This window comes from Parasalinivibrio latis (assembly GCF_036825535.1).
GTDB lineage: Bacteria > Pseudomonadota > Gammaproteobacteria > Enterobacterales > Vibrionaceae > Parasalinivibrio > Parasalinivibrio latis.
In genome coordinates, this window is record NZ_CP098812.1 from 2,677,355 (window position 1) to 2,701,331 (window position 23,977).

Annotated in this window: 19 protein-coding genes and 1 tRNA gene; 8 read left to right on the plus strand and 12 right to left on the minus strand. The window is 52.5% G+C overall.

Annotation, left to right across the window (positions count from 1 at the left end; translation table 11 throughout):
- Positions 1-140 precede the first annotated feature (140 nt).
- Complete coding sequence (locus NF212_RS12385) at positions 141-1,052, plus strand: LysR family transcriptional regulator (RefSeq protein WP_434356050.1); 912 nt, start codon at positions 141-143, stop codon at positions 1,050-1,052.
- Between the two features lie 28 nt (positions 1,053-1,080).
- Here NF212_RS12385 and NF212_RS12390 read toward each other — a convergent pair whose 3' ends face one another.
- The 3 genes from NF212_RS12390 to NF212_RS12400 form a co-directional block, all read right to left on the minus strand.
- Positions 1,081-1,824, minus strand: a complete 744-nt coding sequence (locus NF212_RS12390; RefSeq protein WP_434356052.1) for a hypothetical protein — start codon at positions 1,822-1,824, stop codon at positions 1,081-1,083.
- A 97-nt stretch (positions 1,825-1,921) separates the two neighbouring features.
- Positions 1,922-3,814, minus strand: coding sequence for a hypothetical protein (locus NF212_RS12395; protein WP_434356054.1), 1,893 nt, complete (start codon positions 3,812-3,814; stop codon positions 1,922-1,924).
- A 68-nt stretch (positions 3,815-3,882) separates the two neighbouring features.
- The gene (locus NF212_RS12400; protein ID WP_434356056.1) at positions 3,883-4,518 is read right to left on the minus strand and encodes a LuxR C-terminal-related transcriptional regulator; all 636 of its coding nucleotides are present in this window, start codon (positions 4,516-4,518) and stop codon (positions 3,883-3,885) included.
- A gap of 135 nt (positions 4,519-4,653) precedes the next feature.
- Here NF212_RS12400 and NF212_RS12405 point away from each other — a divergent pair, with 135 nt between their 5' ends.
- Both NF212_RS12405 and NF212_RS12410 read left to right on the plus strand, forming a co-directional pair.
- Positions 4,654-6,480: a hypothetical protein gene (locus tag NF212_RS12405; protein ID WP_434356058.1), complete on the plus strand. Its 1,827-nt coding sequence runs from the start codon at positions 4,654-4,656 to the stop codon at positions 6,478-6,480.
- Positions 6,481-6,612: 132 nt separating this feature from the next.
- Entirely contained in the window at positions 6,613-6,927 is a 315-nt protein-coding gene (locus tag NF212_RS12410; protein ID WP_434360881.1) for an MGMT family protein, read from the plus strand.
- A gap of 64 nt (positions 6,928-6,991) precedes the next feature.
- Here NF212_RS12410 and NF212_RS12415 read toward each other — a convergent pair whose 3' ends face one another.
- A complete protein-coding gene (locus NF212_RS12415; protein ID WP_434356060.1) occupies positions 6,992-7,411 on the minus strand; it encodes a YbaY family lipoprotein in 420 nt (139 codons plus the stop codon).
- A gap of 115 nt (positions 7,412-7,526) precedes the next feature.
- Here NF212_RS12415 and tesB point away from each other — a divergent pair, with 115 nt between their 5' ends.
- Entirely contained in the window at positions 7,527-8,384 is an 858-nt protein-coding gene (tesB, locus tag NF212_RS12420; protein WP_434356062.1) for an acyl-CoA thioesterase II, read from the plus strand.
- Between the two features lie 28 nt (positions 8,385-8,412).
- On the opposite strand, the gene NF212_RS12425 is transcribed toward tesB, so the two are convergent.
- Positions 8,413-10,206: an ABC transporter transmembrane domain-containing protein gene (locus NF212_RS12425; protein ID WP_434356064.1), complete on the minus strand. Its 1,794-nt coding sequence runs from the start codon at positions 10,204-10,206 to the stop codon at positions 8,413-8,415.
- Positions 10,203-11,945: an ABC transporter transmembrane domain-containing protein gene (locus NF212_RS12430; RefSeq protein WP_434356066.1), complete on the minus strand. Its 1,743-nt coding sequence runs from the start codon at positions 11,943-11,945 to the stop codon at positions 10,203-10,205. Before NF212_RS12430 ends, NF212_RS12425 begins: the two co-directional genes overlap by 4 nt.
- Before the next feature lie 288 nt (positions 11,946-12,233).
- Between NF212_RS12430 and NF212_RS12435 the strand changes: the two genes are divergently transcribed.
- Positions 12,234-12,794, plus strand: coding sequence for an HdeD family acid-resistance protein (locus tag NF212_RS12435; RefSeq protein WP_434356068.1), 561 nt, complete (start codon positions 12,234-12,236; stop codon positions 12,792-12,794).
- 160 nt (positions 12,795-12,954) lie between these two features.
- Here the strand turns inward: NF212_RS12435 and NF212_RS12440 are convergent, their stop codons facing one another.
- From NF212_RS12440 to NF212_RS12450, 3 genes are all read right to left on the minus strand, one after another.
- Complete coding sequence (locus NF212_RS12440) at positions 12,955-15,552, minus strand: TRAP transporter permease (RefSeq protein WP_434356070.1); 2,598 nt, start codon at positions 15,550-15,552, stop codon at positions 12,955-12,957.
- Positions 15,553-15,635: 83 nt separating this feature from the next.
- Entirely contained in the window at positions 15,636-16,607 is a 972-nt protein-coding gene (locus tag NF212_RS12445) for a TAXI family TRAP transporter solute-binding subunit (protein ID WP_434356072.1), read from the minus strand.
- 527 nt (positions 16,608-17,134) lie between these two features.
- Positions 17,135-17,211, minus strand: a tRNA-Arg gene (locus tag NF212_RS12450).
- A gap of 190 nt (positions 17,212-17,401) precedes the next feature.
- Between NF212_RS12450 and NF212_RS12455 the strand changes: the two genes are divergently transcribed.
- A complete protein-coding gene (locus tag NF212_RS12455) occupies positions 17,402-17,920 on the plus strand; it encodes an MgtC/SapB family protein (protein WP_434356074.1) in 519 nt (172 codons plus the stop codon).
- A gap of 153 nt (positions 17,921-18,073) precedes the next feature.
- Entirely contained in the window at positions 18,074-19,261 is a 1,188-nt protein-coding gene (locus NF212_RS12460) for an MFS transporter (RefSeq protein ID WP_434356076.1), read from the plus strand.
- A 53-nt stretch (positions 19,262-19,314) separates the two neighbouring features.
- Here NF212_RS12460 and NF212_RS12465 read toward each other — a convergent pair whose 3' ends face one another.
- Together NF212_RS12465 and NF212_RS12470 are read right to left on the minus strand one after the other, a co-directional pair.
- Complete coding sequence (locus tag NF212_RS12465; RefSeq protein ID WP_434356078.1) at positions 19,315-20,583, minus strand: NAD(P)/FAD-dependent oxidoreductase; 1,269 nt, start codon at positions 20,581-20,583, stop codon at positions 19,315-19,317.
- A 3-nt stretch (positions 20,584-20,586) separates the two neighbouring features.
- A complete protein-coding gene (locus NF212_RS12470; RefSeq protein WP_434356080.1) occupies positions 20,587-21,552 on the minus strand; it encodes an ornithine cyclodeaminase family protein in 966 nt (321 codons plus the stop codon).
- Between the two features lie 221 nt (positions 21,553-21,773).
- On the opposite strand from NF212_RS12470, the gene folD reads away from it, so the two are divergent.
- A complete protein-coding gene (gene folD, locus NF212_RS12475) occupies positions 21,774-22,628 on the plus strand; it encodes a bifunctional methylenetetrahydrofolate dehydrogenase/methenyltetrahydrofolate cyclohydrolase FolD (protein WP_434356081.1) in 855 nt (284 codons plus the stop codon).
- A gap of 74 nt (positions 22,629-22,702) precedes the next feature.
- Here folD and NF212_RS12480 read toward each other — a convergent pair whose 3' ends face one another.
- The gene (locus NF212_RS12480; RefSeq protein WP_434356082.1) at positions 22,703-23,869 is read right to left on the minus strand and encodes a nucleotide sugar dehydrogenase; all 1,167 of its coding nucleotides are present in this window, start codon (positions 23,867-23,869) and stop codon (positions 22,703-22,705) included.
- Between the last annotated feature and the right edge of the window lie 108 nt (positions 23,870-23,977).

Genomic DNA, 23,977 nt, shown 5'->3' on the forward strand with positions numbered 1-23,977 from the left:
AGAACGGGCAACGTAAGCAGAAAAGAGACAGGTTGGAGAACGGGAAAGGCGTAAGATTGAGGTAAACATCTTTGGACAGATGGTTAACTTCTCAAGGCGCACTATCAGAATTTTTGAATTTACTCTTGGAGAAAACAGAAATGATGCCGACACTGAGACAAATCCGGTACTTTATTGCCACAGCCAACTCCGGGCAGGTGTCACAAGCCGCCATGGATCTCAACGTTTCCCAGTCGGCAATCACTACCGCACTTAAAACGCTCGAAGAGATGCTAGACACCCAGCTTTTCACCCGCCATGCACACGGAATGGTGCTTACCTACGAGGGCAACCAGTTTCTCCAGCATGCCCTGCACATAATGGCGGCTGTCGAAGAGGCAATGCGTATCCCCAGCCGCAGTCACGAAAAAGTGATAGGTAAAATCCGGCTGGCGGTTTCCTACACAGTTGCAGGCTATTTTATCCCGCCATACCTGGTGAGATTTCAGCGCAGCTTCCCCCATGTGGAAATCCAGCTTCTTGAAGCACAGCGGGAACATATTGAGGAAGGGCTGCTCTCCGGAGAATATGACCTCGCCATAATGCTCACCTCCAACCTGATCAACCAGGAAGATATTGCCTATGAGGTGCTGGTGAGCTCCCGCCGCCGCTTGTGGCTCAGTACCCACCACCCATTACGGGAGAAAAAACAGATCTCTTTGCAGGATGTCTCTGAAGTGCCGTACATCATGCTCACTGTCGATGAAGCCAGTAACACCGCACAGCGTTACTGGAACCAGACCCCCTACCAGCCTAATGTGGTTTTCCGTACTTCATCCGTTGAAGCAGTCCGCAGTATGGTCGCGAACGGTTACGGGGTATCTATCCTTTCGGATATGGTTTACCGCCCCTGGTCGCTCGAAGGCAGACGGGTGGAAGTGCTTTCTATTGATGACACGGTACCCGGCATGGATGTGGGCCTCGCCTGGGCGAAAAAGCGGGAGCAGGATCCGGCAGAAAAAGCCTTCTGCGAGTTTATGCGTCTGGCGGTAGTTGCTGGTTTGAACTCGTAGGAGCCTTTGGGTTCAACAAGGCACAAAGTCAGAGTTCTTCCTCTTCTTCATCCTCATTTTCTAACAGGTACTCTCCCAGCCACGCAGAGGAGAGCGTCAGGATCCAGGCGACAAAAACCGGGCTGGGTACGTCCAGCTTGGGGTGTAACACCAACGCTGCAAAGGCGATGGCGGGAAGGATAACTATCAGGTGCGAAAGCCATTTTTCTGGTGCTTTGCGTCGTATTTCCTGCAGGAAATAGATAAGCAGCGAAACACACATTGCCAGTGCTGCCGCCCCCAGGTGACCGGCGACTAACAGGGCAGCCACCAAAAGCAACGGCCAAAGCTGGTAAGGCGGGGTAAATTTCCAGCACCTTGCAGCAAACCAGACCAGGCAGACTGACGCTACCTGGGTGACAGTGACAATGGCACTGCCCGGCAGCTTGCCCTCACTTTGCAAGGCGAGGATACCTGTATTCATTGCCAGCAGGATGCAAATCACCAGCACAGAGACCTGCCAGTGGCTCCGGGGGCCGAAAGCAAGAGCCAGAACAGGCACCGTCATCCACACCGCAACAGAAATAGCAGGCAACTGGTATGGCAGGGTAAAGCCATAGAGGCTAAGCCCGGCTAACATCATCCATCCGGCAACACCGGCAGCAGGCAGGAAAAACAGGACAGGAATGACGAGAGCCAGAAGCGGCAAAGTGGCATGGGATGCCCCAATGGAAAGAGCACCGCCCAGCGAAACACACGCGGCGGCGAGCCACAACATCGGCGGATTCATCATTCGGCACCTCCTGTGCGCATATCATGATTTTCTAAAACAGTATAAGCGCTTAGTCTCGTTTATGAGAGAGGAGAAACTGTGTGGTGGCTAGCAAATTTCAGGGGGCAGGTAACACCAGCCTGACACTGATGCCTTCACCGTTTTCGGTAAACACCAGCTTGCCGCCCAACTGCCCGGCACGCCAGCGCATGTTCTCTATTCCACGGCCTGAATCAAATGACAATATTCCCGCAGTGCCAAAATCCCGGACAGTAATCTTCACCGTCCCGTCTTTTTCTGCCCGGCTCGAAAGCCGCAACTTCCGCGAACCGGAATGTTTGATACTGTTGGTCATCGCTTCCTGGAGGATTCGCATTATGTGCAGGTTTCTCTGCGGGCTGAATGACGTACCTTCGGGCAGTTCCGTTACATCCCATTCAAGCTCAACTCCGGCACTTTCAAGCTGTCCCAACATACGGACCCGCACCGTTGCCAGCAAAGTATTCAGATCCCCAAGCATGGGGTCCAGCGAATCAATCACCAGCCTCAGATCTGTAATGCATTCCTGCACTTTCCCATGGGCGCGTACAAAAACCTCCCCCTGCTGTTTTTGCAGCAATGCTGCAAGGGACACCAGGCTGCCGCCAAAACCATCATGCATGTCCCGCATCATCCTCTCCCGCTCCTCCGAAAGGACTTGCTCTTTTTCCAGCCGGTAAAGCCGGGAGTACTGAGCTTCAATGGCCTGTTGTTTCTCATATACCTGCCTTTCAAGCGAACGTGTCAGCTCTTCCGCGGTGTTCAGCGCCCGAATGAACCGGCGAATAAGGAACCAGGTAAAAAGCACCACTGTCGGAAGCGCACTGTATTGGATAACAAACCCGTCAAACCGGGGCCAGAAATGGTTAACCAGCAGGATGTCATGTACACCGCACACAACAATAACTGCTCCCACCAGCAACATCAGGTACGCATCCCAGCTCCCTTGCCCAAGGAAAACAGAGAACAGGAATACAGTCGCATAAAGGCCAAACAGCACCAGGAACTGGTACCAGATGCCATAACCCCAAAACAGCAGCGACGGATAATCCGGTGTTAAAAACAACATCAAGCCCGCGAGGGAATGGAGCAGCAGGGCTTTCTCAACGGCAGGCCTGGTCACATTAAGGAACCGGTGATCAAACCAGATCACCGCTGAAACCGTCCAGCCGAGGGTCAGAATGGTGAAGGTCTCCCATACCTTACCGCTGACTGGGATCTCTACCACAATAAGATTGAGGTTGTGTAACCCCCAAAACAACAATACCAGTGAAAAAATCCCGTAGGCGGCGTCCCTTTGGCGGTAGAGCCAGAACCCTGCAAGAATTGGCGACATCAGCAGCATCACTCCTGTCAGCCACTTCACAACAGATACCCTGCTAAAGAATTTCCATTCATAGACTGGCTGGAGATCCGGTACATTCCCCAGATATACCCTGTCGAGCAAGCCCTGAGCCGGTGTTTCCGCCCTGACGCGGAAAAGAAAGGTATTTTCCCCGGGATTTAACCGCTCAGGTGCGAAAACAAAAAACTGGGGAATGTTGTGGCTTCGCCCCAATACCGGGCCATCGGTTCCACTTTGGCCCAGCCAGATGCCATTGAGGTAAACAGTCAGGTTCTCACTGGCCATCGGAAAGTAGAGGGCAACATTTCTGTCCCTGTCCAAACCATTACCGGACGTGCCGGAAAGAACAAAACGGTACCAATAGGAATCTGACGTTTTTCCACTCTGGTACCAGTCATCGGGCAAACTTGCCGGCTGCCAGGGTAAACCATCCAGTTCGGAGGGAAAATCAGAAGGGTTTGCTGTTGCGTGCAAACGGTTAATTTCGACGGCACCCGCAGGAATTGAAAAGGAAGGCGGAAAAAAAAAACAGCCAAACTGAGCCCGGTGACCAGGACCACCAGTGCAGCAACCGACAACCCTACCTGAGCCGGCTTTAACGCCATCCCTGCCATTTACAACTCCCATATGACTTAACGAGAGCATATGTTTGCAGGCAGGCTAACTCCGCACCATGATTGAGAAAACAGGGTAGATTACCTGATAAGGCCCAGCCTCTTAGCTTCGAATATCGCTTCCGTCCGGCTGTTTACCTGGAGCTTGCCGTAAATGTTTTTGATATGCGTGGTAACCGTGTGGTAGGAGATCTTCAGCTTTTCCGCGATATCCTTGGATGAAAACCCCTGGCTGACATAATGCAGTATTTTTTCCTGCCTGGCAGTTAAGGCTTCCGGTAGTACATTTTCCACCACGGGCCGGTTAAAGCGCTGCAAAAGCATTCTGGCAATCAGTGGACTGATCGGTGACCCGCCGGACAACATCAATTGAATGGCGTCAGCTATATTCTGCGATCTGTCATGTTTCAGGATATACCCCTGTGCACCGGCTTCAAGCGCATCAAAGACCAGGTGCTCATCATGAAAGCCTGAAACAACAACGGCCTGAGTGTCGAGTTTGTTTGCATAGATTTGGGAAATAACATCGACACCCGAGCCATCGGGCAACCCCAGATCCACCAGCAATACGTCCGGCTTAAAGGTCAGCAGGGCTTGTACACCAGATTTCATGGTTGCAGAGGCATCAAGCAGATCGAAATCCGGGTGCCCGGATATGACCTCCGAAAGCCGTTCGCGCGTTTCATCATCGTCTTCAACAAGGGTTACCGTGACCATATCCAGTCCCATCCTTTCGGGTAACTGACTCCAGTGTAGTTCCCTTGCTTTGCTGACACATACCTAATTCTGGGTACGAAATTCCCCCCTCCCTTACGTAGCCTGGAAGCATTTCCCAAAACAAGGAGTGGCGTTATGTTCTCACTCAAGCCGTTGACGAGGTTTCATGCCAGAAGGCTTGTCTTCATTTCTGTCAGCCTGATGTTTCTTTCCGGCTGCCCATGGTTTGGCAGTGATGGTGACAACAACGAGCCGGGAGAAACCGGCGTCGGTAACGTTGAGCTGCGTTTTTCCGCCGTTGATGGAAAAGGCCGCCCTGTGACCGGGCTGGCTCTTAGCTCACCGAATATGGAGATTCATTCTGTAAAGGTCGATGCGCCTTACTCACGGGTATCCGTAAAACCCCATGAAACGGACAGCATTTTGAAGGTGGAAAAGCCGGGTTACCTGGATGGCATTGTATTTTTTGAAGGCATCAAGGCTGACTACACAAAGCAAGTCACCCTGATAGAGCGCGCGCCACCCATCACCGCAGATGCAGACCGGGGAGGCAGGTATACCGGCCAATCCGGGGCCAGTGTGGAATTTCCCCCCGGCTCGCTGAGAATGCCAGACGGGAGTCAGGTAACCGGCAACGTAGAGCTCTACATTACCCCCATCGACACCAGCGACCCTATTCTCTCCCAGGGGTTTCCGGGCAGTTTTTACGGAGCCCCTGACACAGGGACAACGCAAGATGACCAGTACCAGTTACTTTCTTATGGCGTCGTTGATGTCACGTTCGAACAAAACGGAGAAAAGCTCCAACTGGCCGACAACCAGACCGCTACCCTGACCCTTCCCTTGTATGCCACCAAAGATATTGCCGGTAACGACCTGACGGAATCCAATACTATCCCGTTATGGATTCTGGACGAGGAGAGCGGTATCTGGATATTGCAAAGCCAGGGAGCTGTGATTAAAGATGCCTCCACCCCCAATGGCCTGGCGTTGCAGGCAACCACCAGCCACTTTTCCTCTTTCAACTGTGATATCAACCCCCCAGGCTTGATTAGAGGCGCGGGAAGCGGTGGAGGCCGGCCGGAATTTGTTACCGTTAACGTCAATGTCCTAGGGGCAGAGCCGGGCAAAACATACATGTACCAGCAGGGTGTTGCGTTTCCGGGGGGGCCGGTCCAAAGGACAACCAGGCAATTTATCTATGACGGGAACAACATTAACTACCGCACCCTTAAAGGGCTGTACGTCAATGCCCGACTGACGGATGTAAAAGATACAACCATCACTGACTTCGACCGGGGCGCCGCATTTTCAGACCCGCTGCTCCTTAGCCTGAAACTCACAGATGCACCACCTAATTTCACCACCACAGCACTACGGGTTGAGCCTAACTTCACCCAAGGGGGCAGCGGCTACGCCATTACATCCAACACGGTATATGTCGGGGCCAGCTTCCATGGTACTGACGGGGTAAGGTTTGAATCAGATTTCATTAATACCCCGCTAATTTTGGGAAGCGGAATCTATCACGAGGTGGAGTACAAGCCGGGGGATCCTTCACCCGGGTTGGTCAACATGATCGCAACCAATGAATTCGGGACAACCGAACACGGTGAACTCGTTACCTATGTTGACAGCCATCCGCCGAAAATTGGCTATATCTGGCTTGAAAGCAGTGCCAATCCTGCTCAGTTCAAGCTGAGGTGGGAAAATACGGAAGGCGCAGACTTTGTCGGCGTTGCATTCATGGATGAAAGTACTCCGCCAGTCGAAACCTATCTGGATTCCATGCTTCTGGATGACAACACCAACCGCTCCAATGAAATGAACCTGCTGCACAGTCAATTGTCCGGGGACGGCTATATCAAAGTGACCTTTGAAAACAACTACGGACGAGAGCATGTCCTTCTCCGGGTGAGCCAAAGTTGCCCACCTGGCTCAGAACTGTGTTCCGGAACCTGATCCGCTTGTACCCATTGGTTTATCAGTTGGTACTACCTTTGCGAAGCTTTCACCGGCTTCGCTTTTTTTGGCTTGCCAACAGCCTCCCTGCTGGTACCGTATAACTACGTTGCCAACGATGTACCTGATACCATGGTCAAAGTAGAAAACAACAATGAATTTGCTCTTAAGGTTTACGCTTCTATTGCCGGTATCCCGGAGGGGAAAGTCGCTACCTATGGCGATGTTGCAGAACTGGCGGGGTATCCAAGGCACGCCCGCCATGTTGGGAAATTGCTTTCCCAGCTCCCGGAAGGCTCAAAAATCCCCTGGTACCGGGTGGTTAATGCCAAAGGAGAGATATCTCTGAGGGGGGACAACCTGATTAGGCAACGGGAAAAGCTGTTGGCTGAAGGGGTCAGTGTGTCGGAAACCGGCAAGCTCTCACTGCGACTGTTTCGCTGGTAGAAGCAAGTAGCGCAGAGACAAGAAAGGGGCGGTATTTCCGCCCCTTTCTTAAATTCAGTATTGCTTACCGACCAACTGAGCGAACCATAATATCTGTTACTACAGTCATTGCAGGATCAGTCAGGACATGGTGCGCAGTGTCGTTGATAAACATCAGCTTACCGTCCACTTCAATACGGGCACTGACCGCATAGGTGTGGCTTGGATTGATTTCCGATGGTTCATAGCGAAGGGTATAGCTCAGTGGCACCTGAGCGCCTTCAGTCAGGAACGAGTGACGGCTGATCACTTCTGCGGCGACATCCATTTTTGACACATCGGAAAGGGTCACAGTGACTTTGGCGTTTTCAGGCAGGGCTATTCGTTCTTTGTAAGTGACATTACCGGTAATCATTTTTGAGGAATCTGCCCCGATCAATCCGGAACATGCGGTAAACGTTACTGTTCCAATCAGTGCCATCACAATAACCAAAAACTTCTTCACGGCGCCACCATTAACAAAAAGCCAACAAAATTAGACAAAAAGACTGCAAAGTCTGGAGAGTTCCGGTAATTTTACCCAATCGTTGCCCGAAAACCTAACGAGTGTAATCGAGTTTATGAGTAAAGAACTGAACCAGCTTCTCACTCTTCTTGACTTAGAGCCCATTGAGCAGGGTTTGTTCCGTGGAAATAGTGAAAACCTTGGCCTTCCTCAAGTTTATGGCGGCCAGGTGATTGGCCAGGCACTTTCTGCCTCTAAATCAACAGTTGAGCCGGACCGCTTCGTCCACTCTTTCCACAGTTATTTCCTGTTGCCCGGCGATCCGGAAAAGCCGATTGTCTATGATGTTGAAACCCTGCGTGACGGGCGCAGTTTCAGCACCCGGCGTATCAAGGCGATTCAGAACGGTAAACCGATTTTTTACTTGACTGCTTCGTACCAGGCCCTGGAAGAAGGGTTTGACCACCAGAACAACATGCCGGATGTCCCTGGGCCGGAAGGTATTCCGTCTGAGCATCAACTCATTCAGGCAATGGCCGACAAACTGCCACCGAAAGTGGTAAAGATTTTTGGCTATGACAAACCGATTGAAGTTCGCCCGGTATACGTCCAGAACCCGCTGGATCCCAAAGCCATGGAGCCAAAGCAGTACCTGTGGATCCGGGCCCGTGGCACCATGCCGGATGACTACCGCATCCACCAGTACGTGCTGGCGTACGCCTCTGACTGGGGCTTCCTGGTTACTGCCCTCCAGCCACATGCAGTGACACTGATGACGCCGAAAATGAAAGTCGCCACTATCGACCATTCCATGTGGTTCCACCGTGAATTCCGTCTGGATGAGTGGCTGCTGTTTGCTATCGACAGCCCGTCAGCAAGCGGTGCAAGGGGTCTGGTACGCGGTGAAATCTATAACCAGAACGGCCAGCTTGTTGCATCTGCCGTGCAGGAAGGCCTGATGAGACGCGGCTAAGGCGTACCAGGATCATGTCGGGGGAAGGTTAAACCCTTCCCCTTTTTAACCTCTGCATTTCATACATCTGGAAATAACGGCCCTTGTGGGAAAGAAGGCTCTGGTGGCTTCCCCGCTCCGCCACTTCCCCACGGTGCAGGACAACAATTTCATCTGCTTCAATGATGGTTGAAAGCCGGTGCGCGATGACAACAATGGTCATGGCATGGCGCATCGCCGCCAGCGCCTGCTGAATTTTCTCTTCCGTGCCCGAATCAATATTGGCCGTTGCTTCATCCAGAATCAGAATCTTAGGCTGCTCAACCATCACGCGTGCCAAAGCAAGGAGCTGTTTTTGCCCGGCTGACAGTGTGACACCGCCCTCTCCCAACAACGTGTCCAGCCCGTTTTTCTGTGCCCGGAAGTAGGAAGTGAGACCAACTGTCTCCAGTGCTTTCCAGACCATGGCATCATCCGTGTCCCGGCCAAGGGTAATGTTTTCCCGTACGCTGTCTGAAAGCACGTGGGGATCCTGCTGCACCAGGGCGATACCCTGCCTGAGCACATTATGGCTCAGTGACATCAGGGGTTGCCCACCCAGCAGGATCTCTCCTTTCCCAGCCGGGTAAAAGCCCATCAGCAAGGAAGCCAGCGTGCTTTTCCCACTGCCGGTGTGCCCGGCCAGTGCAAGGAAACCACCGGGCCTGACGTCGCAACTTATCCCTTTCAGTACATCCACTTTGCCGTCATAGGAGAAATGGACGTCCCGCACCTTTATCTCTCCGGATGCCAGGGGAGCTTGCGAGTCGCCATACCGTTGCCCGGGGGTATCCACCAGCTCAAACAGCCGTTCCCCGGCACTGATGGCCTGCTGAACCTGCGCCATTCGCTGCATGGAAGCAATAAGCGGCTCTGTCAGCCTGCCAAGGTAGCTGAGGAAAGCGTACAGCACCCCGACACCAATGACCTCCGTGCCGCTGAACCCGAAGATAACGACAATGGTCAGTAAGGCAAAACCCGAAAGCAGATCGATAAGCGGCCGGAGCCAGATACCGTTCAGCCGCTCAATTTTCATATCAGTGGCTAGGTGGCTGCCTGTCAGCCCGGCAAATCGGTCAGAAAACCCGTTTTCCTGCCTCATCAACTGGATAAGGGTCATTCCCTGGATAGACTCACTCATCATTCCGTTGATATCTGCAAGTAAGTCACGGGATTGGGCAAAAAGCGGTGTACTTTTACGCTGGTAACGCCACATTACCCAAATGACTGCCGGCAGCAATGCCGCCACAATCAGGGTCAGGGTGATATTGAGCAACGCCATTGCCACCAGCATCACCACTATCAGCACCAGGTTGGCAATAAATGTTGCAATCACATTGACGTACAGCTCTTTGAGTGACTCGGTATCGTTGGTGATCCTTGAGACGAGCTTGCCAGATGGCACATAGTCAAACCCGGACAGCGGCTGGTTCAGCACACTGCTGAAAACCTGTTTGCGCAGGCGCTGGACAATATTGATGGATAGCCGGCTGAAACGAAGCCCCTGGTAGTAGTGCAGCAACGCCGACGCGGTGGTGGCACCTATATAGGCTACCGCTAGGAGCCACAGTACCGTTGGCGGGTAGTAACCTTTCGAGACGTAATCATCGAGGAAGACACGGACTATCCAGGGTCCGGCCACGTCCATGCCAACCGCCAGGAGCAATATTGCCGAGGCGGTGAAAAAAGCACGCTTGTCCTGCCAAAGAAAGGAGAGCAGCCGCTTCAGGATGGTGGTTTTGCGGGTATCTTTCAGAAGCCCGGTGATTCCGTCCTGCGTTATCGCATCGGTCGTACTGCTCATGCTTCCTCCAGAGCAGCCTCAAGCTGCTGATATTTATCCATATCATGGTACCAGCCGCCCCTTGCTACCAATTCCCGGTGCTGGCCACGCTCTCTGACCCGGCCTTTATCCAGCACGATAATTTCATCCGCACTTTCCAGTGCAGACAGGCGGTGAGCGATGACAATCACCGTCTGTTTTCGTGTTGCGGTATGAAGGTTCTCCAGGATCCGGTGTTCGGTTCTGCCATCAACGGCAGAGAGGGCATCGTCCAGGATAAGAATATCGGCATTGAGCAGCAGTGCCCTGGCGATGGCGATACGTTGTTTTTGCCCACCGGACAGGGTGATACCCTTCTCCCCTACCAGGGTTCCATATCCGTCCGGCAAGTGGGCAATGTCTTCATCAATGCAGGCCATACGGGCAACTTCCCTTACCTCTTCAGCCGGTGCATCCGGGTTCCCCAATGCAATGTTTTCCGCAATGGTGCGGGAGAACAGAAACGGCGTCTGGCTGACAACGGCAAATTTCCCGCGCCACGTCCCCAGATCAACCTCCCTGACAGAGACTCCCCCGTAGGTTATGTTGCCTTCTTTCAAATCCTCAAACCGCAACAGCGACGCAAGCAATGCACTTTTCCCACTGCCAACCGGCCCGGCAATACCCAGCATTTGGCCGGGTTCCAGAGTGACATGGATTCCCAGCAACACCGGCTCGCTGTCGCCGTTCCATGTCATGTTATCGATGCCTATCTGTAATGTGGCAGGCATGGATGGCAAATCTTCTTTCCCACCGACAATATCCGGTTCAGTATCCAGTACTTCCCGGATCCGCTTCCACGCTGCAGAGCCTCGTTCAAGGATATTAAACAGCCAGGCGATAGCCAGAATTGGCCAGATCATTAACCCCTGGTACATGGTAAAGGCGGTCAGTTCTCCGAGAGTCAACTGCCCACCAGCTACCATGTAGCCGCCGCCGGATACGCTGAGGAAGAAAGATGCGCCAATGGTGCCATAGATAACGGGGTCGAACCGGGCATCTATTTCCGCTACCGACATGGTGTGCTCACCCGCTACATCGGCCGCTTTGTCAAAGGCGGCCTGCTGGCGTTTTTCCAGCCCGAATGCCCTGATCATTCTGATACCGTTAAGGCTGGTCTGGGTCTGTTCTGACAATGAGGCAAATGCAGCCTGGGAGGCAGAAAAACGGTGGTGCAGCTGCTCACCATAGCGGTTGACCAGTATCGCCATCACCGGCATTGGCAGCAGGGCGAGGATGGTCAGTTCCCAACTGATGAAAAAGGACATCACCACCATTACTGAAATGCCCTGCAACAGGGAGTCAGCCGCGGTCAGCACCCCCTCCCCGGCTGTTGCCACCAGCGCCTTGACATCACTGGTGGTGCGCGCCATCAGGTCACCGGTACGGAAGCGGTTAAAAAAACGGGGGGACTGAATCACAAAATGGCGAAAAAGCCGGTTGCGAAGCTCGGATCCTAACTGCGCAGCAGCACCGAAAAGCCAGATACGCCACTGCACCCGCAACCAGTAAACGATGCTCCACAGCAATGCCATGCCCCCCGTCAGTCCGAGCAGGTAGCCGGGAGTCACAGAGCCGTCAACAGTCGCATCCACCAGCTTTCCGACCACCATTGGCGGAACCAGTTCGAACAGGGAAACCAGGACAAGCAAAAATACAGCACCGGTATAACGTTTCCATTCCTGCCTGAAATACCAAAAAAGCTCGGCGAAAATGCGCATTAATCCTCCATGGCCGCGCTAAACCACACCAAGTGTGCGGTTAAATTATCCTGTTGTTTTCATTATGAGGCATTCTGGTGATTGAATACGAAAGTCAACCACTTATACGAGCGAAGTGCCGAACAATTGGGAATATTTAGATTACAAATTTCACCACCCGGAAAGCAAGTTCACAGGAGTATGCTATCAAGAAAATGCAACTTTTCATGATGAAGGCCAAGCCGTGAGACACGGGTGTTTCCGGCAGCATTTTTGGTCTTCCAGCCCTCTTCATCCGGAGACATAACAATGACAAGCCCGATTGTAGGTATACAATTGACCCGCAGCTGGAAGTGGTTCCTTGCTGTCGGCATCATCACGCTTCTGACCGGTTTTGCCGCACTGACCGTACCCATGATTGCCGGTATCACCCTTACCGCCCTGATCGGCAGCCTTTTCATTATCAGCGGCTTTTTCCAGGCGATGCATACCTTCCGTATCCACCAGTGGAAATCCAAACTGTGGTATGTACTGAGTTCAGCCCTTTATATCGTGGGTGGCTTGCTGCTCCTGTTCAAACCGGTTGCCGGTCTCTTTACTATCACCGGCCTGATGGTCTTTATCATCATGGTAAACGGTGCCACCCGTATTATCTTCGCAGTAAGCAACCGAAATGTCGGTGGCTGGCCCTGGATTGCTGCCAGTGGCCTGTTGTCCTTTGTGATTGGCTGGTATTTCTTCGGTATGCTGGACGATCCTGAGTTCTCACTAACCCTGCTGGGCACCTTTATTGGCGTGTCCCTGCTGTTTGAAGGCATCAGCTTTATCTTTATGGGCACCCAGATGAAAAAGCTGGCGAAAGCGATTTAAGCAGATTCAACCGCAGGATACCGGGAAAAAAGGTCCTGGGTTCCGGGAAAAGACAGACAGAAAAAATCAGCCCGGCATTGTGCCAGGCTGATGCTTTTTATCACTAATGTGTTGAACTGCATTTACGCACTTCTCGCCGCTCTACATTCGCAGCTGATTCCTAAACCCGTATTTTCCCTGCATCCGGTTCTTGCTTGGTAACCCTGCGCTTTTGCATCAGGTATACCGCACCGAACAGGAGCAACGCCGGCAGCCACAACCATTCCTTGCGGAACTGCTCGACAGGAATGCGGACATCAACAATCTGTTGATCGAACTCCAGGCCAGCCGCTTCTGCCGGGCTGGCGAATGTGACGATATCGATCAGTGTATTTCCCTGATCCTGGTACGTCATGATCCCCAGGGCATCCAGCTTGTCTTGCCCGGTTTCACCTTCCGGAACGGAGAACAGCACCGAAAACTCACGCATCTTACCGACTGCGTCTTCCCCCTTGATACGCATGCGTAATACATCACCGGCCTCAAGCGGGTCCAGAGTCTTGGCCAAATGCGCAGGGTTCGATGACCGGTAAGGGTCAACCACCATATCTACCCAGAACCCCGGACGGAACAGGGTAAATGCCACCACAAGTAACAGGATCCCCTCATACCAGCGGTTACGTGTGACAAACCAGCCTTGGGTTGCGGCGGCGAAAATCAGCATTGCTACCGTCGAAACCACAAAGATGGCAATGCCATGTGCCCAGTCCACATCTATCAACAGCAAATCGGTATTGAAAATGAACAGGAACGGCAGAGCCGCAGTACGCAGGCTGTAATAGAACGCTGTAATACCGGTTTTAATCGGATCGCCCTTCGACACGGCTGCGGCGGCGAAAGAGGCCAGCCCTACAGGTGGCGTCACATCTGCCATGATGCCGAAGTAGAACACAAACAGGTGAACGGCAATTAACGGGACGATCAGGCCATGTTGCTGGCCAAGGGTTACAATAACCGGTGCCAGCAGGCTGGAAACCACAATATAGTTCGCCGTGGTCGGCAACCCCATGCCCAGGATAAGGCTTAGAACTGCTGTCAGTATCAGCATTAACAGCAAGTTGCCCATGGAGAGCATTTCCACCAGATCGGCAAGCACAAGGCCGACACCGGTCTGGGAAACAGCACCAACAATTATACCTGCAGTCGCTGTCGCTATACCGATACCAATCATATTGCGGGCGCCGGCGATCAGCCCCTCTCGCAGATCGATAAAGCCATCTTCCATGGTACCGTAGTCATGCTTGCCATCCTTGCGCATCCAGTTAAGCAATGGGCGCTGGGTCAGCACTATTACTATCAGGATCACTGAGCCCCAGAAGGCTGACAGCCCCGGAGAAAGACGCTCTACCATCAGGCACCACACCAGCACCACCACCGGCAGCAGGAAATGCAGCCCGGACAGCAGCACGGAACAGGTATCCGGCAGACTGTCGAGCGGTGCATCCGGGTCTTCAGCCGGCAAGGGTTCATTGTTGGCAGCCACTTTCAGCAGCCCAAGGTAGGCAACTGCCAGCAGCGTCCCAACGCCATAAATAGCAAAGTCGCCCAGCGCCGGTTTAAGCCAGCCCAGCCCGTAATAAACAGCAAGGGACCCACCGGAGATAAGGGCCGTACCAAAGGCAAAACCGGTCAGGCGGGCAAGCCAGGGTTTAGAGCGGGCGGAGTCGATAGGCTCCATACCCAGTTTGAGTGCCTCAAGGTGGACGATATACAAAAGGGCAATATAAGAGATAGCCGCAGGCAGGAAAGCATGTTTGATAATTTCCACATACGGGATACCTACATACTCCACCATCAAAAACGCAGCAGCCCCCATCACCGGCGGCATGATTTGCCCGTTAACAGAGGAAGCAACCTCAACCGCCCCGGCTTTTTCCGGACTGAATCCCACCTTGCGCATCATCGGGATGGTAAAGGTACCTGTCGTCACCACGTTGGCAATGGATGAACCGGAAATCAAGCCGGTCAGGCCCGAAGCCACAACCGCCGCTTTTGCCGGGCCGCCGCGCAGGTGGCCGAGTATACTGAATGCCAGCTGGATGAAATAGTGCCCGGCCCCGGCCCTCTCGAGCAACGCACCAAACAGGACAAACAGGAAAACAAAACTGGTGGATACGCCAAGCGCAATGCCGAAAACACCTTCGGTGGTGATCCACTGGTGGTTTGCCAGTGCTTCGAGCTGGACGCCCCGGTGAGCCAGCAGCCCCGGCATCCACGGGCCGGCAAGGCTGTATACCAAAAACACCAGAGCAATTACCGGCAATGCAGGGCCAAGGACGCGGCGGGCAGCTTCAAGCAAAAGAGGGATACCAATCAATGCCGTGACAAAATCTTCAGTTGTCAGCATACCCGGGCGCTGGACCAGTGCTTCATACAGCACAAAAAGATAGAGCGATGATGCACAGGCAATAAGGCCAAAGGTGCAATCCAGCAACGGAACCCGGTCTCTCGGGGAACGTTTGGTGGCAGGGAAAACCATGAACGCCAGCAACAGGGCAAAGCCCAGGTGAATGGCACGGGTCTCAGTATCGTTCATGACACCAACGCCGAAAATAAACGGCAATGGGGACGCAATCCACAACTGGAACAAGGACCAGAGCAGTGCAAGCCCGGCAATGGTTTTTGCCATCATACCGGCAGGAAGCCGGGCGCCGACATCCTGGGCAATCAGCTCTTCAGCCGACGTCGGCATCTCTGAGGGAGACATCGGTTTATCCATAAACTTTTCTCTTACAACTCGGAGGGATAGACCGCAGCGCACCCTATAGGGGGCTGCGGTTGCTCAGTTCACGTGAGGGAGGATTAAATCCAGCCACGTTCCTTGTAGTAACGTACTGCACCGTCATGCAATGGTGCTGTCAGGCCTGCGTCGATCATCTCTGCTTCGTTCAGATCCTTGAATGCTGGGTGGAGGCGCTTAAAGCGGTCAAGGTTGTCAAAAACCGATTTCACCAGCTGGTATACCAACTCAGGATCTGTTTCTGCCGTGGTAGAAAGTACCGCTTTTCCGCCAATTGATTGGGTATCTTCCGGGTTGCCACGGTACATACCACCCGGGATCACTGCCTTGGTGAAATAGGTTTTCTCTTTAAGGAGTGCATCAATTTCAGGGCCTGATACCGGAACCAAAACGGCATCTGTCGTGGTAGAAGCTTCCTGGATGGCACCATTTGGATGGCCGACAAAATAACTCATCGCATCAATGTTGTTGTCGCTCATCGCTGACGCCTGCTCAGCAGGTTTCAGGTCAGATACCAGACTGAACACGTCGCTGTTCCAGCTTTTGGCTTTCATGATCTCTTCAAAGGTATCGCGCTGGCCTGAACCAGGGTTACCAATGTTTACACGCTTGCCCTTAAGCGCTTCAAAACTGGTGATATTCGCGTCTTTGCGAGCCAAGACAGTAAACACTTCACTTTGCAGTGAGAACACAGCGCGGATGTCTTTCATCGCTTCCTGGTTATGGAAAGGAGCAGCACCGTTGAGTGCCTTGTACTGGTGGTCAGACTGCATAATACCGAAGTTGTACTCACCACTGCGAAGGCCGTTTACGTTAGCCACGCCACCACCACTGGCAGGTGCATTACATTTGATGTGGTGGGCATCGGCACCGCGGTTTACAAAGCGGCAGATTGATTGCCCGGCAACGTAGTAAACCCCTGTCTGTCCACCTGTACCTATAGTGACAAAATGATCTGCCGCGCTGGCATTATCACTAAATGAGAAACCGGAAACGACGGCAACGATCGCCGCAGCAAGAGAAATTCCTTTCATAAGTACTATCCTTCTCGGGCAAGGCTTTCACCAACAAAAAGCATGGTGAGCAAGCCTTTGATTTAATGATTAAAAAATGTAAATTTTCTGCTTTCTTATGGTTGTTTTTTCTCTGGAAAATGCTGTTTTGGCGGGTTTCTTGTGCCAGCGAGGCGTCCCTTTATTAAATGCATTCACCGTGAGAATGTGTTGTGCTTGCATTATTTGTATTACATATTACAAATAATAATTTTACGTTAGCTGAATTTTCCAGCACAGACAACAAGCAAAGGGATGAAATCACGAACAATTTGCGACTATTTTCTCATCTAATGAGAAAACGAGCGGGTTATACCCGGAATGGAAAATTTTCCGTCAAAGATGACTGGAAAGGGAGACATGCGAGATGCGAGATGCGAGATGCGAGACAAGCCTGTTGACAACAACATGGTGTATCAACAGATAGTTGGAAATGCTCGCTACTCACAGCGAATAGCTCGCGACTGAAACGAAAAAGCCCCGGCAATTTGCCGAGGCTTCAGAATGCGTGGCACGCCCTACAGGATTCGAACCTGTGACCCACGGCTTAGAAGGCCGTTGCTCTATCCAACTGAGCTAAGGGCGCACTGCTTGTGCGGTGAGAATTATAAAGACCCCACCCCTTGCGTCAACGGTTTTCCCGGCTTTACTGTGCTAAGTGGTCAAAATTGAGGCATAACCCCATCAATAGGTTACATTTTGGCATGAAAAAGAGTTTGCCAAAAAACCGCTTTCATAAGATATTGCAGCACCTTTTTTAAGTCTGTGCCAAATTGATGGACGCTTCATTACAGAGTGGCAGCCTGCAGTTCGCCGCCTGGTTTGATATAACCCCTTTTACCTGGATAGGCATTCTGACCTGCGCCGCCTGTGGCTGGATCCTTGGAATTGAACGCCAGATTCGCGGTAAGCCTGTAGGTATCCGCACCGCTACGCTCATTATTCTCGGTACCTACCTGTTTATGCGCCTGGCCATGTCATTATCTGAAACTTCCCTCGACCACGCCCGTGTACTGGGCCAAATCATTACCGGCGTCGGTTTTCTTGGTGCGGGAGTGATGATGGCACGCGATGGACAGATCCATGGGGTCACATCAGCTGCCGCGGTCTGGTTGATGGCAAGCCTGGGGTTAACCATAGCATTGGGATACGAACGCCAAGCCTTTATTATCTGCCTGCTTGCCCTCTTTATACTGGTTGGAATGGACCTTATCGAAAACAGTTTCTCCACCCTTCGCCAGGGTGTTCATGCCAGATGGAAAAAGAAGCGCAACCGCTTGGTAAAAAGGCCTTAAACAGGCCTTTTTCAGCCACTTGGCTTCGATAAAAAAACTTTATCGAGATCACAAAATTCCCTCGCTTTACCTACCCGCCTTCGACATGCATAGTGCGCCCGCTCTGACCATCTTTTATCCACCTCAGCGGTGCATTTTTCTGCGAGTAAGTTAATGAATTTAAATGCTGACGAAGTAAGCATGGAGCCTGCACGCCCAGCCGGAATGCCTTGGGTTCCTGTTATCAGCCTTAGCCTGTTTGCTGTTGCTGCAGGCTACCTGATGAGCCTTATCCCGCTCGCGCTTGCTCCGCTGAAAATGCCCCCGCACCTGGCTGCCTGGCTCGCCAGTGCGTTTTATGGCGGTTTGCTGCTCGGTGCGACCTTCAGCGCCCGTATTGTCGGGGCCATGAAACACCGCGCTGCTTTTGTCCTGTTTTTGTCTGTATTGCTGACAACCATTGCAGCGATGGCCGCTGTTCCCGGCCAGGGCGTCTGGCTGGTTTCCCGCTTTATTGCAGGTGTAGCGGTAGCAGGTATTTTCGTGGTGGTGGAATCCTGGCTGTTGATGGCAGATGATGACAAGCAGCGAGCCAAACGCCTTGGCTTCTATATGACATCACTGTACGGCGGTAACGCCCTGGGCCAGCTGGGTATCGGTTACATTGGCGTCGAAGGCCTGATGCCTTACGTGTTTGTCGGGGTTCTGATTGCGCTGGCTATTCTGCCTCCACTGTTCTTCAAACACGGAGAGCCCCAGGATGTCGGTCATGTTTCAATCAGCTTTTCCGAGCTTAAAAAACTGCGCAAAGCCGCCTATATCGGCTGTCTGGTATCCGGCCTGACACTGGGTGCGGTTTACGGCTTGTTGCCGGTATACCTGAACATGCGCGTGGCTGACCACCAGCAAGTAGGTGCCCTGATGGCCCTGGTTGTGGTTGGGGGTATGGTCGTCCAGCCGGTGGTGAGCTACCTGTCCGGCCGGATGAGCAAGGTACTGCTGATGGCTATGTTCTGCATTATCGGCAGCGGTGCAGTGGCAGTCGCGGTTATTTCGCAAAACTATGCCGTGATGGCGGGTGCCCTGCTGGTTCTGGGAGCGGCCGTGTTCGCCCTCTACCCGATTGCCATCACACACGGTTGTACTACATTGACCAAGGCTCAGATCGTTGCAGCAACCGAAGTCCTGCTCCTGAGCTATAGCGTCGGTTCGGTTATCGGCCCTGTGCTCGCAGACAACGTGTTTGAAAGCAAGCACGGCATCATGGTTTACCTCGCGGCCTGCATGATAAGCACAGCGGTATACATGATCATTGTATACTTCCGCGACCGTCGCCATATGCCAAATCTGAGTGCGGCATAACCGGTAAGAATTAAAGAACAAAGGGGCAGGTAACCAGATTACCTGCCCCTTTTTCATTTAAACCGCATAACGGTAAACGGGGCAGGATCTATCTGGGGTTGATTACCAGTGAGCAAGCCCGTAAGGACTTCCGCTGTTACTGCCGCCTGCGTAAGGCCAAGGTGCTGGTTTCCGAATGCCAGGAGTATCCGAGGGTACAGGGGATGGCGGTCAATAACAGGCAGTGAGTCTGGCAGCGTCGGTCTGTGTCCCATCCACTCTTGGCATGTACCCCGTTTTCCTGAGAGTCCGGGCAACAACCCTTTCATGTGGTGCCAAAGCGCATTGAAACGGTGTTTAACCGGCTCAAGGGACAGCCCACCCAGCTCAGTTATCCCGACGATTCTGATTCCCGATGAAAGCGGTGAGAGGACGCACTTTCTCTCTACTGAACCTATCGGCCGGTTAAGTTGCACGTCTTCTGCACTCAACGTCAGGTGGTAACCGCGTTCAGCTTCCAATGGAACATCAATACCTGTGGATTGAAGCAGTTCCCTGCTCCACGCCCCTGCCGCCACGACGGCGTAATCAAAAAGGAGCTTTCCAGCATCTGATAAAATTTCAGCTCTCCCGTTCGATTCACCCAAACTGGTGACTCTCCGGTTTACAAATTTCCCTCCCCTTTGTGAGAACACGGCAAAAAGATGCTGGCAAAGCAGAAACGGTTCACTGACCTGGTATGCATCATTGAATAACAGCCCATGACTGACGTTTTCTCCCAAGTCTGGCTCCAAAACGCCGATATCATCCCGGTTTACCAACTGGGAGTGGATCCCTCTCGACGCAAGGAACTTCTGCTTCTCTACCGCCTCCCGGTAGCGTCTCTCCGATTCCCAAAGCAGCAGATACCCGGAACGTTTCAAGTGTTCCATTCCGCCGGTATCGCTAAGGCAGCGTTTCCAGGCTGCAACTGCCCCGCCATTCAGGCTGGCCAAAGCCTGCCTGCTACTCTCAACCCGGCAAGGTTGTGCGGCAGCTATAAACTTTACCAGCCAGGGGATCACATTGATGAGGTGCTTTGCCGGAAGCGCCAGCGGCCCTTTAGGATCAAGCAGCATCCTGGGGGCGGCTCGCAGAGTAGCCAGGGAGGAAAGCGGTTCAATCAATTCGGTGGCAATATACCCGGCGTTGCCGAATGATGCGCCATGTCCGGGAAGTAGCCCGTCATATAGTGTCACCAGATACCCGGCACGCTGCAGCTCAAGCGCCGTACACAGACCGACAATACCGGCTCCGATAACAGCTACGTGCCGGCTTTCGGGGATTGAGTCATGCTCAGCCACCGCTTATACGCCTTGTGACGTGCAGGATTGGTAGGCCAGCATCGCCCCGGCAAGATCTTCCCTGGAATCGCCGACAGACTTGAATACCGTGATCGCCTCATCTGGGTTATCCAGTGCTTTCCTTCCCCGGTGCCTGCCGCCGCACAGATCCGCGAATTCCGCCAGAATATCCATTTCTGTGATCGCATTTTCCTTTAATGGGGTAATCAAATCCCCGGTTTCATGCAGCGCACCATAGCGGGTATCGACAAAAATATGCCCGATTTGCATGGTAAGGTTGTCTGCTTCGCGCATTTTAGGCGTAAAACTGCCAACAAGATCGAGATGCGCGCCGGGTTTAAGCCACTGGCCGGATACAATTGGGGTCTCAGCCAGTGTCGCACAGCTTATGATATCGGCTCGGGAAGCAACCTGTTCAAGTTTCCCCTGACTGCAAAGATGGGCTTCCACACCAGATTCAGCCAGCTCATCCACCAGCTTTTGAGCCGCCGCCTCATTGCGGTTCCAGATCCAGATTTCGTCAATGTCCCGGACAGAACGGTGCGCCGGAATAAGTTTCCTCGCCATCCTCCCGGCACCCATCATCAGCATGACTTTAGATGACTCACGGGAAAGGTAACGGGATGCCAGTGCGGAAGCCGCTGCAGTCCGTCTTGCTGTCAGTTCATTTCCGTCCAATTGAAGCAACGGACGCCCGGTTTTCCCGCAACTCAAGGTATAGTTGCTGCTCAGTCCCGGTAAGCCAAGTTCACTGTTGCCCGGAAAAACATTAACCAGTTTTACGCCAACGAATTCCCCTTCCAGCCATGCTGGCATCAACAGCATGGTAGCGTCTTTAGTTCCCGGTACAGGTACGTTGTGGTGATGCCTGAGCGGCGCACAGGCGTTACTGGTAAAAATCTTGTCCAATGCATCAATCAACCTGTCCCAAGGCAAGTATCTGCTGACATCTTCGGCACTGAGTTGCATTTGCCTCTCCTTTTTTGGTTTCGTTGTTTACGTTACCAGAATGTAATAACAAGAAGTACTTAACAGGGCTCGTCGTTCGCAACTTAACGTGTAAAAAGTGGAAAACGTTAAAATCTGGCCAACCCAACCTGACGAAAACGTTTGCGCAATAGAAAATGTCATCTGTTTTTGCGACAATAGCGCGCAATTCAGTTCCCCCTCTTTAACGCCGAAGGAAAGACATGGCAGCGCAAATCATTGATGGAAAACTAATTTCCCAAACAGTTCGTCAAGAAGTAGCCGCACGGGTTAAGGCGCGTAAAGACGCCGGGCTGCGTGCGCCGGGCCTGGCTGTAATCCTGGTAGGCGAAGATCCGGCATCCCAGGTGTATGTCGGCAGCAAGCGCCGAGCCTGTGAAGAGGTAGGTTTTGTTTCCAAGTCTTTTGACCTTCCTGCCACCACCGCAGAGAAAGAGCTGCTCGACCTCATCGAGCAATTGAACAACGATGACACCATCGATGGAATTCTGGTCCAGCTTCCCCTGCCTGCCGGTATTGACGACACCAAAGTACTGGAAAGCATTCGCCCGGACAAAGATGTAGACGGCTTCCACCCCTACAACGTCGGTCGCCTGTGCCAGCGTATTCCAAAGCTTCGTTCATGTACTCCGAAAGGCATTGTCACTCTTTTGGAGAGATACAACATCGCAACCCGCGGCAAGCATGCGGTAATGGTCGGTGCATCAAACATTGTCGGTCGCCCAATGACCATGGAATTGCTTTTGGCCGGCTGTACCACCACCACCTGTCACCGCTTTACCCAGGATTTGGAAGGCCATGTGCGCCAGGCTGACATTCTGGTCGTGGCGGTTGGTAAACCGGGCTTTATTCCGGGTTCATGGATTAAACCAGGTGCGGTTGTCATTGATGTCGGTATCAACCGCTTGGACAATGGCAAATTGGTTGGGGACGTGGAATATGATATCGCCCGCGAGCGCGCCAGCCATATCACGCCGGTACCGGGTGGCGTTGGCCCCATGACGGTTGCCAGCCTGATTGAAAATACCTTACTCGCCTGCGAGCAGTACCACTCGTAACCGGGTGGAGGAAAGAAAAACAGAAAGATAGAAGAAACCCGGCGGATGCCGGGTTTCTTTATGGTAAAGCTACCCTAGTGTTCGCCAAACAGATCCCGGGTAAACACTTTATCTGCGACGTCTTCCAGCTCAATATCCATCCGGTTGGAAATGATGACATCAGAGATCTTTTTAAACTCATCCAGATCCTTGATGACTTTTGAGCGGTAAAATTCCTCTTCCTCAAGTACCGGTTCATATACCACCACATCGATACCCTTGGCCTTGATACGCTTCATTACCCCCTGAATAGCAGACGCCCGGAAATTGTCTGAGCCGGCCTTCATGATAAGCCGGTATACACCCACCACTTTGGGATCCTTGGCTATCACTGCCTTCGCAATAAAGTCTTTGCGTGTGGTATTGGCGTCGACTATTGCACGTATCAGGTTGTTTGGTACGTTTTGGTAATTGGCCAGCAGCTGCTTGGTGTCTTTGGGAAGGCAGTAACCACCATAACCAAACGATGGGTTGTTGTAATGGCAACCGATCCGTGGATCCAGTCCCACACCCTCAATAATCTGTCGCGAGTCCAGACCCAGTGACTGGGCATAGGAATCCAACTCATTGAAAAATGCGATTCGCATAGCCAGATAGGTATTGGCAAATAGCTTAATTCCCTCGGCTTCTGTTGAGTCAGTGTAGAGAACCGGGACATCTTTTTTCTTTGCCCCCTCCAGCAACAACGTTGCCAGCATCCTGCCCCGCTCAGAACGTTCACCGATAATGATCCGCGAGGGGTAAAGGTTATCCCTCAGTGCATTCCCTTCGCGTAAAAACTCGGGGGAAAAGAGCAGGTTTTCAGTACCCAACGCCTCTTTTAATGCTTGGGTGAAGCCCACAGGCACGGTAGATTTAATCACTGTCAGCGCATTGGGGTTTGCAGACAAAACATCACGGACACAAGATTCAACTGTTGAAGTATCAAAGTGGTGGGTTTGTGGATCATAGTCTGTTGGCGTCGCAATAATAACGATATCAGCCCCAATGTAGGCCTGATGTTTATCCAACGTAGCGGAGAGTTTCAATGTACCGCTGGCAAGAAATGACTCTATGTCAGGATCAGCAATCGGGGATTTTCCCCCATTTAGCCTGTTAACTCTTTCTTCATTAATATCAACGAGTTCCACTTGATGGTGCTGTGCTAATAATACTGCATTGGAAAGACCGACGTAGCCCATACCCACAACCGCTATTCTCATTGGCACACGCCCCCAGGCAAATGTCTCTGTTTTTTAATCATATTTTGAGTATTGCAGAAAACAGAAAATATGAAGCGCAGTAACCAAAAGCCGTAAGCCGGGCTGTGA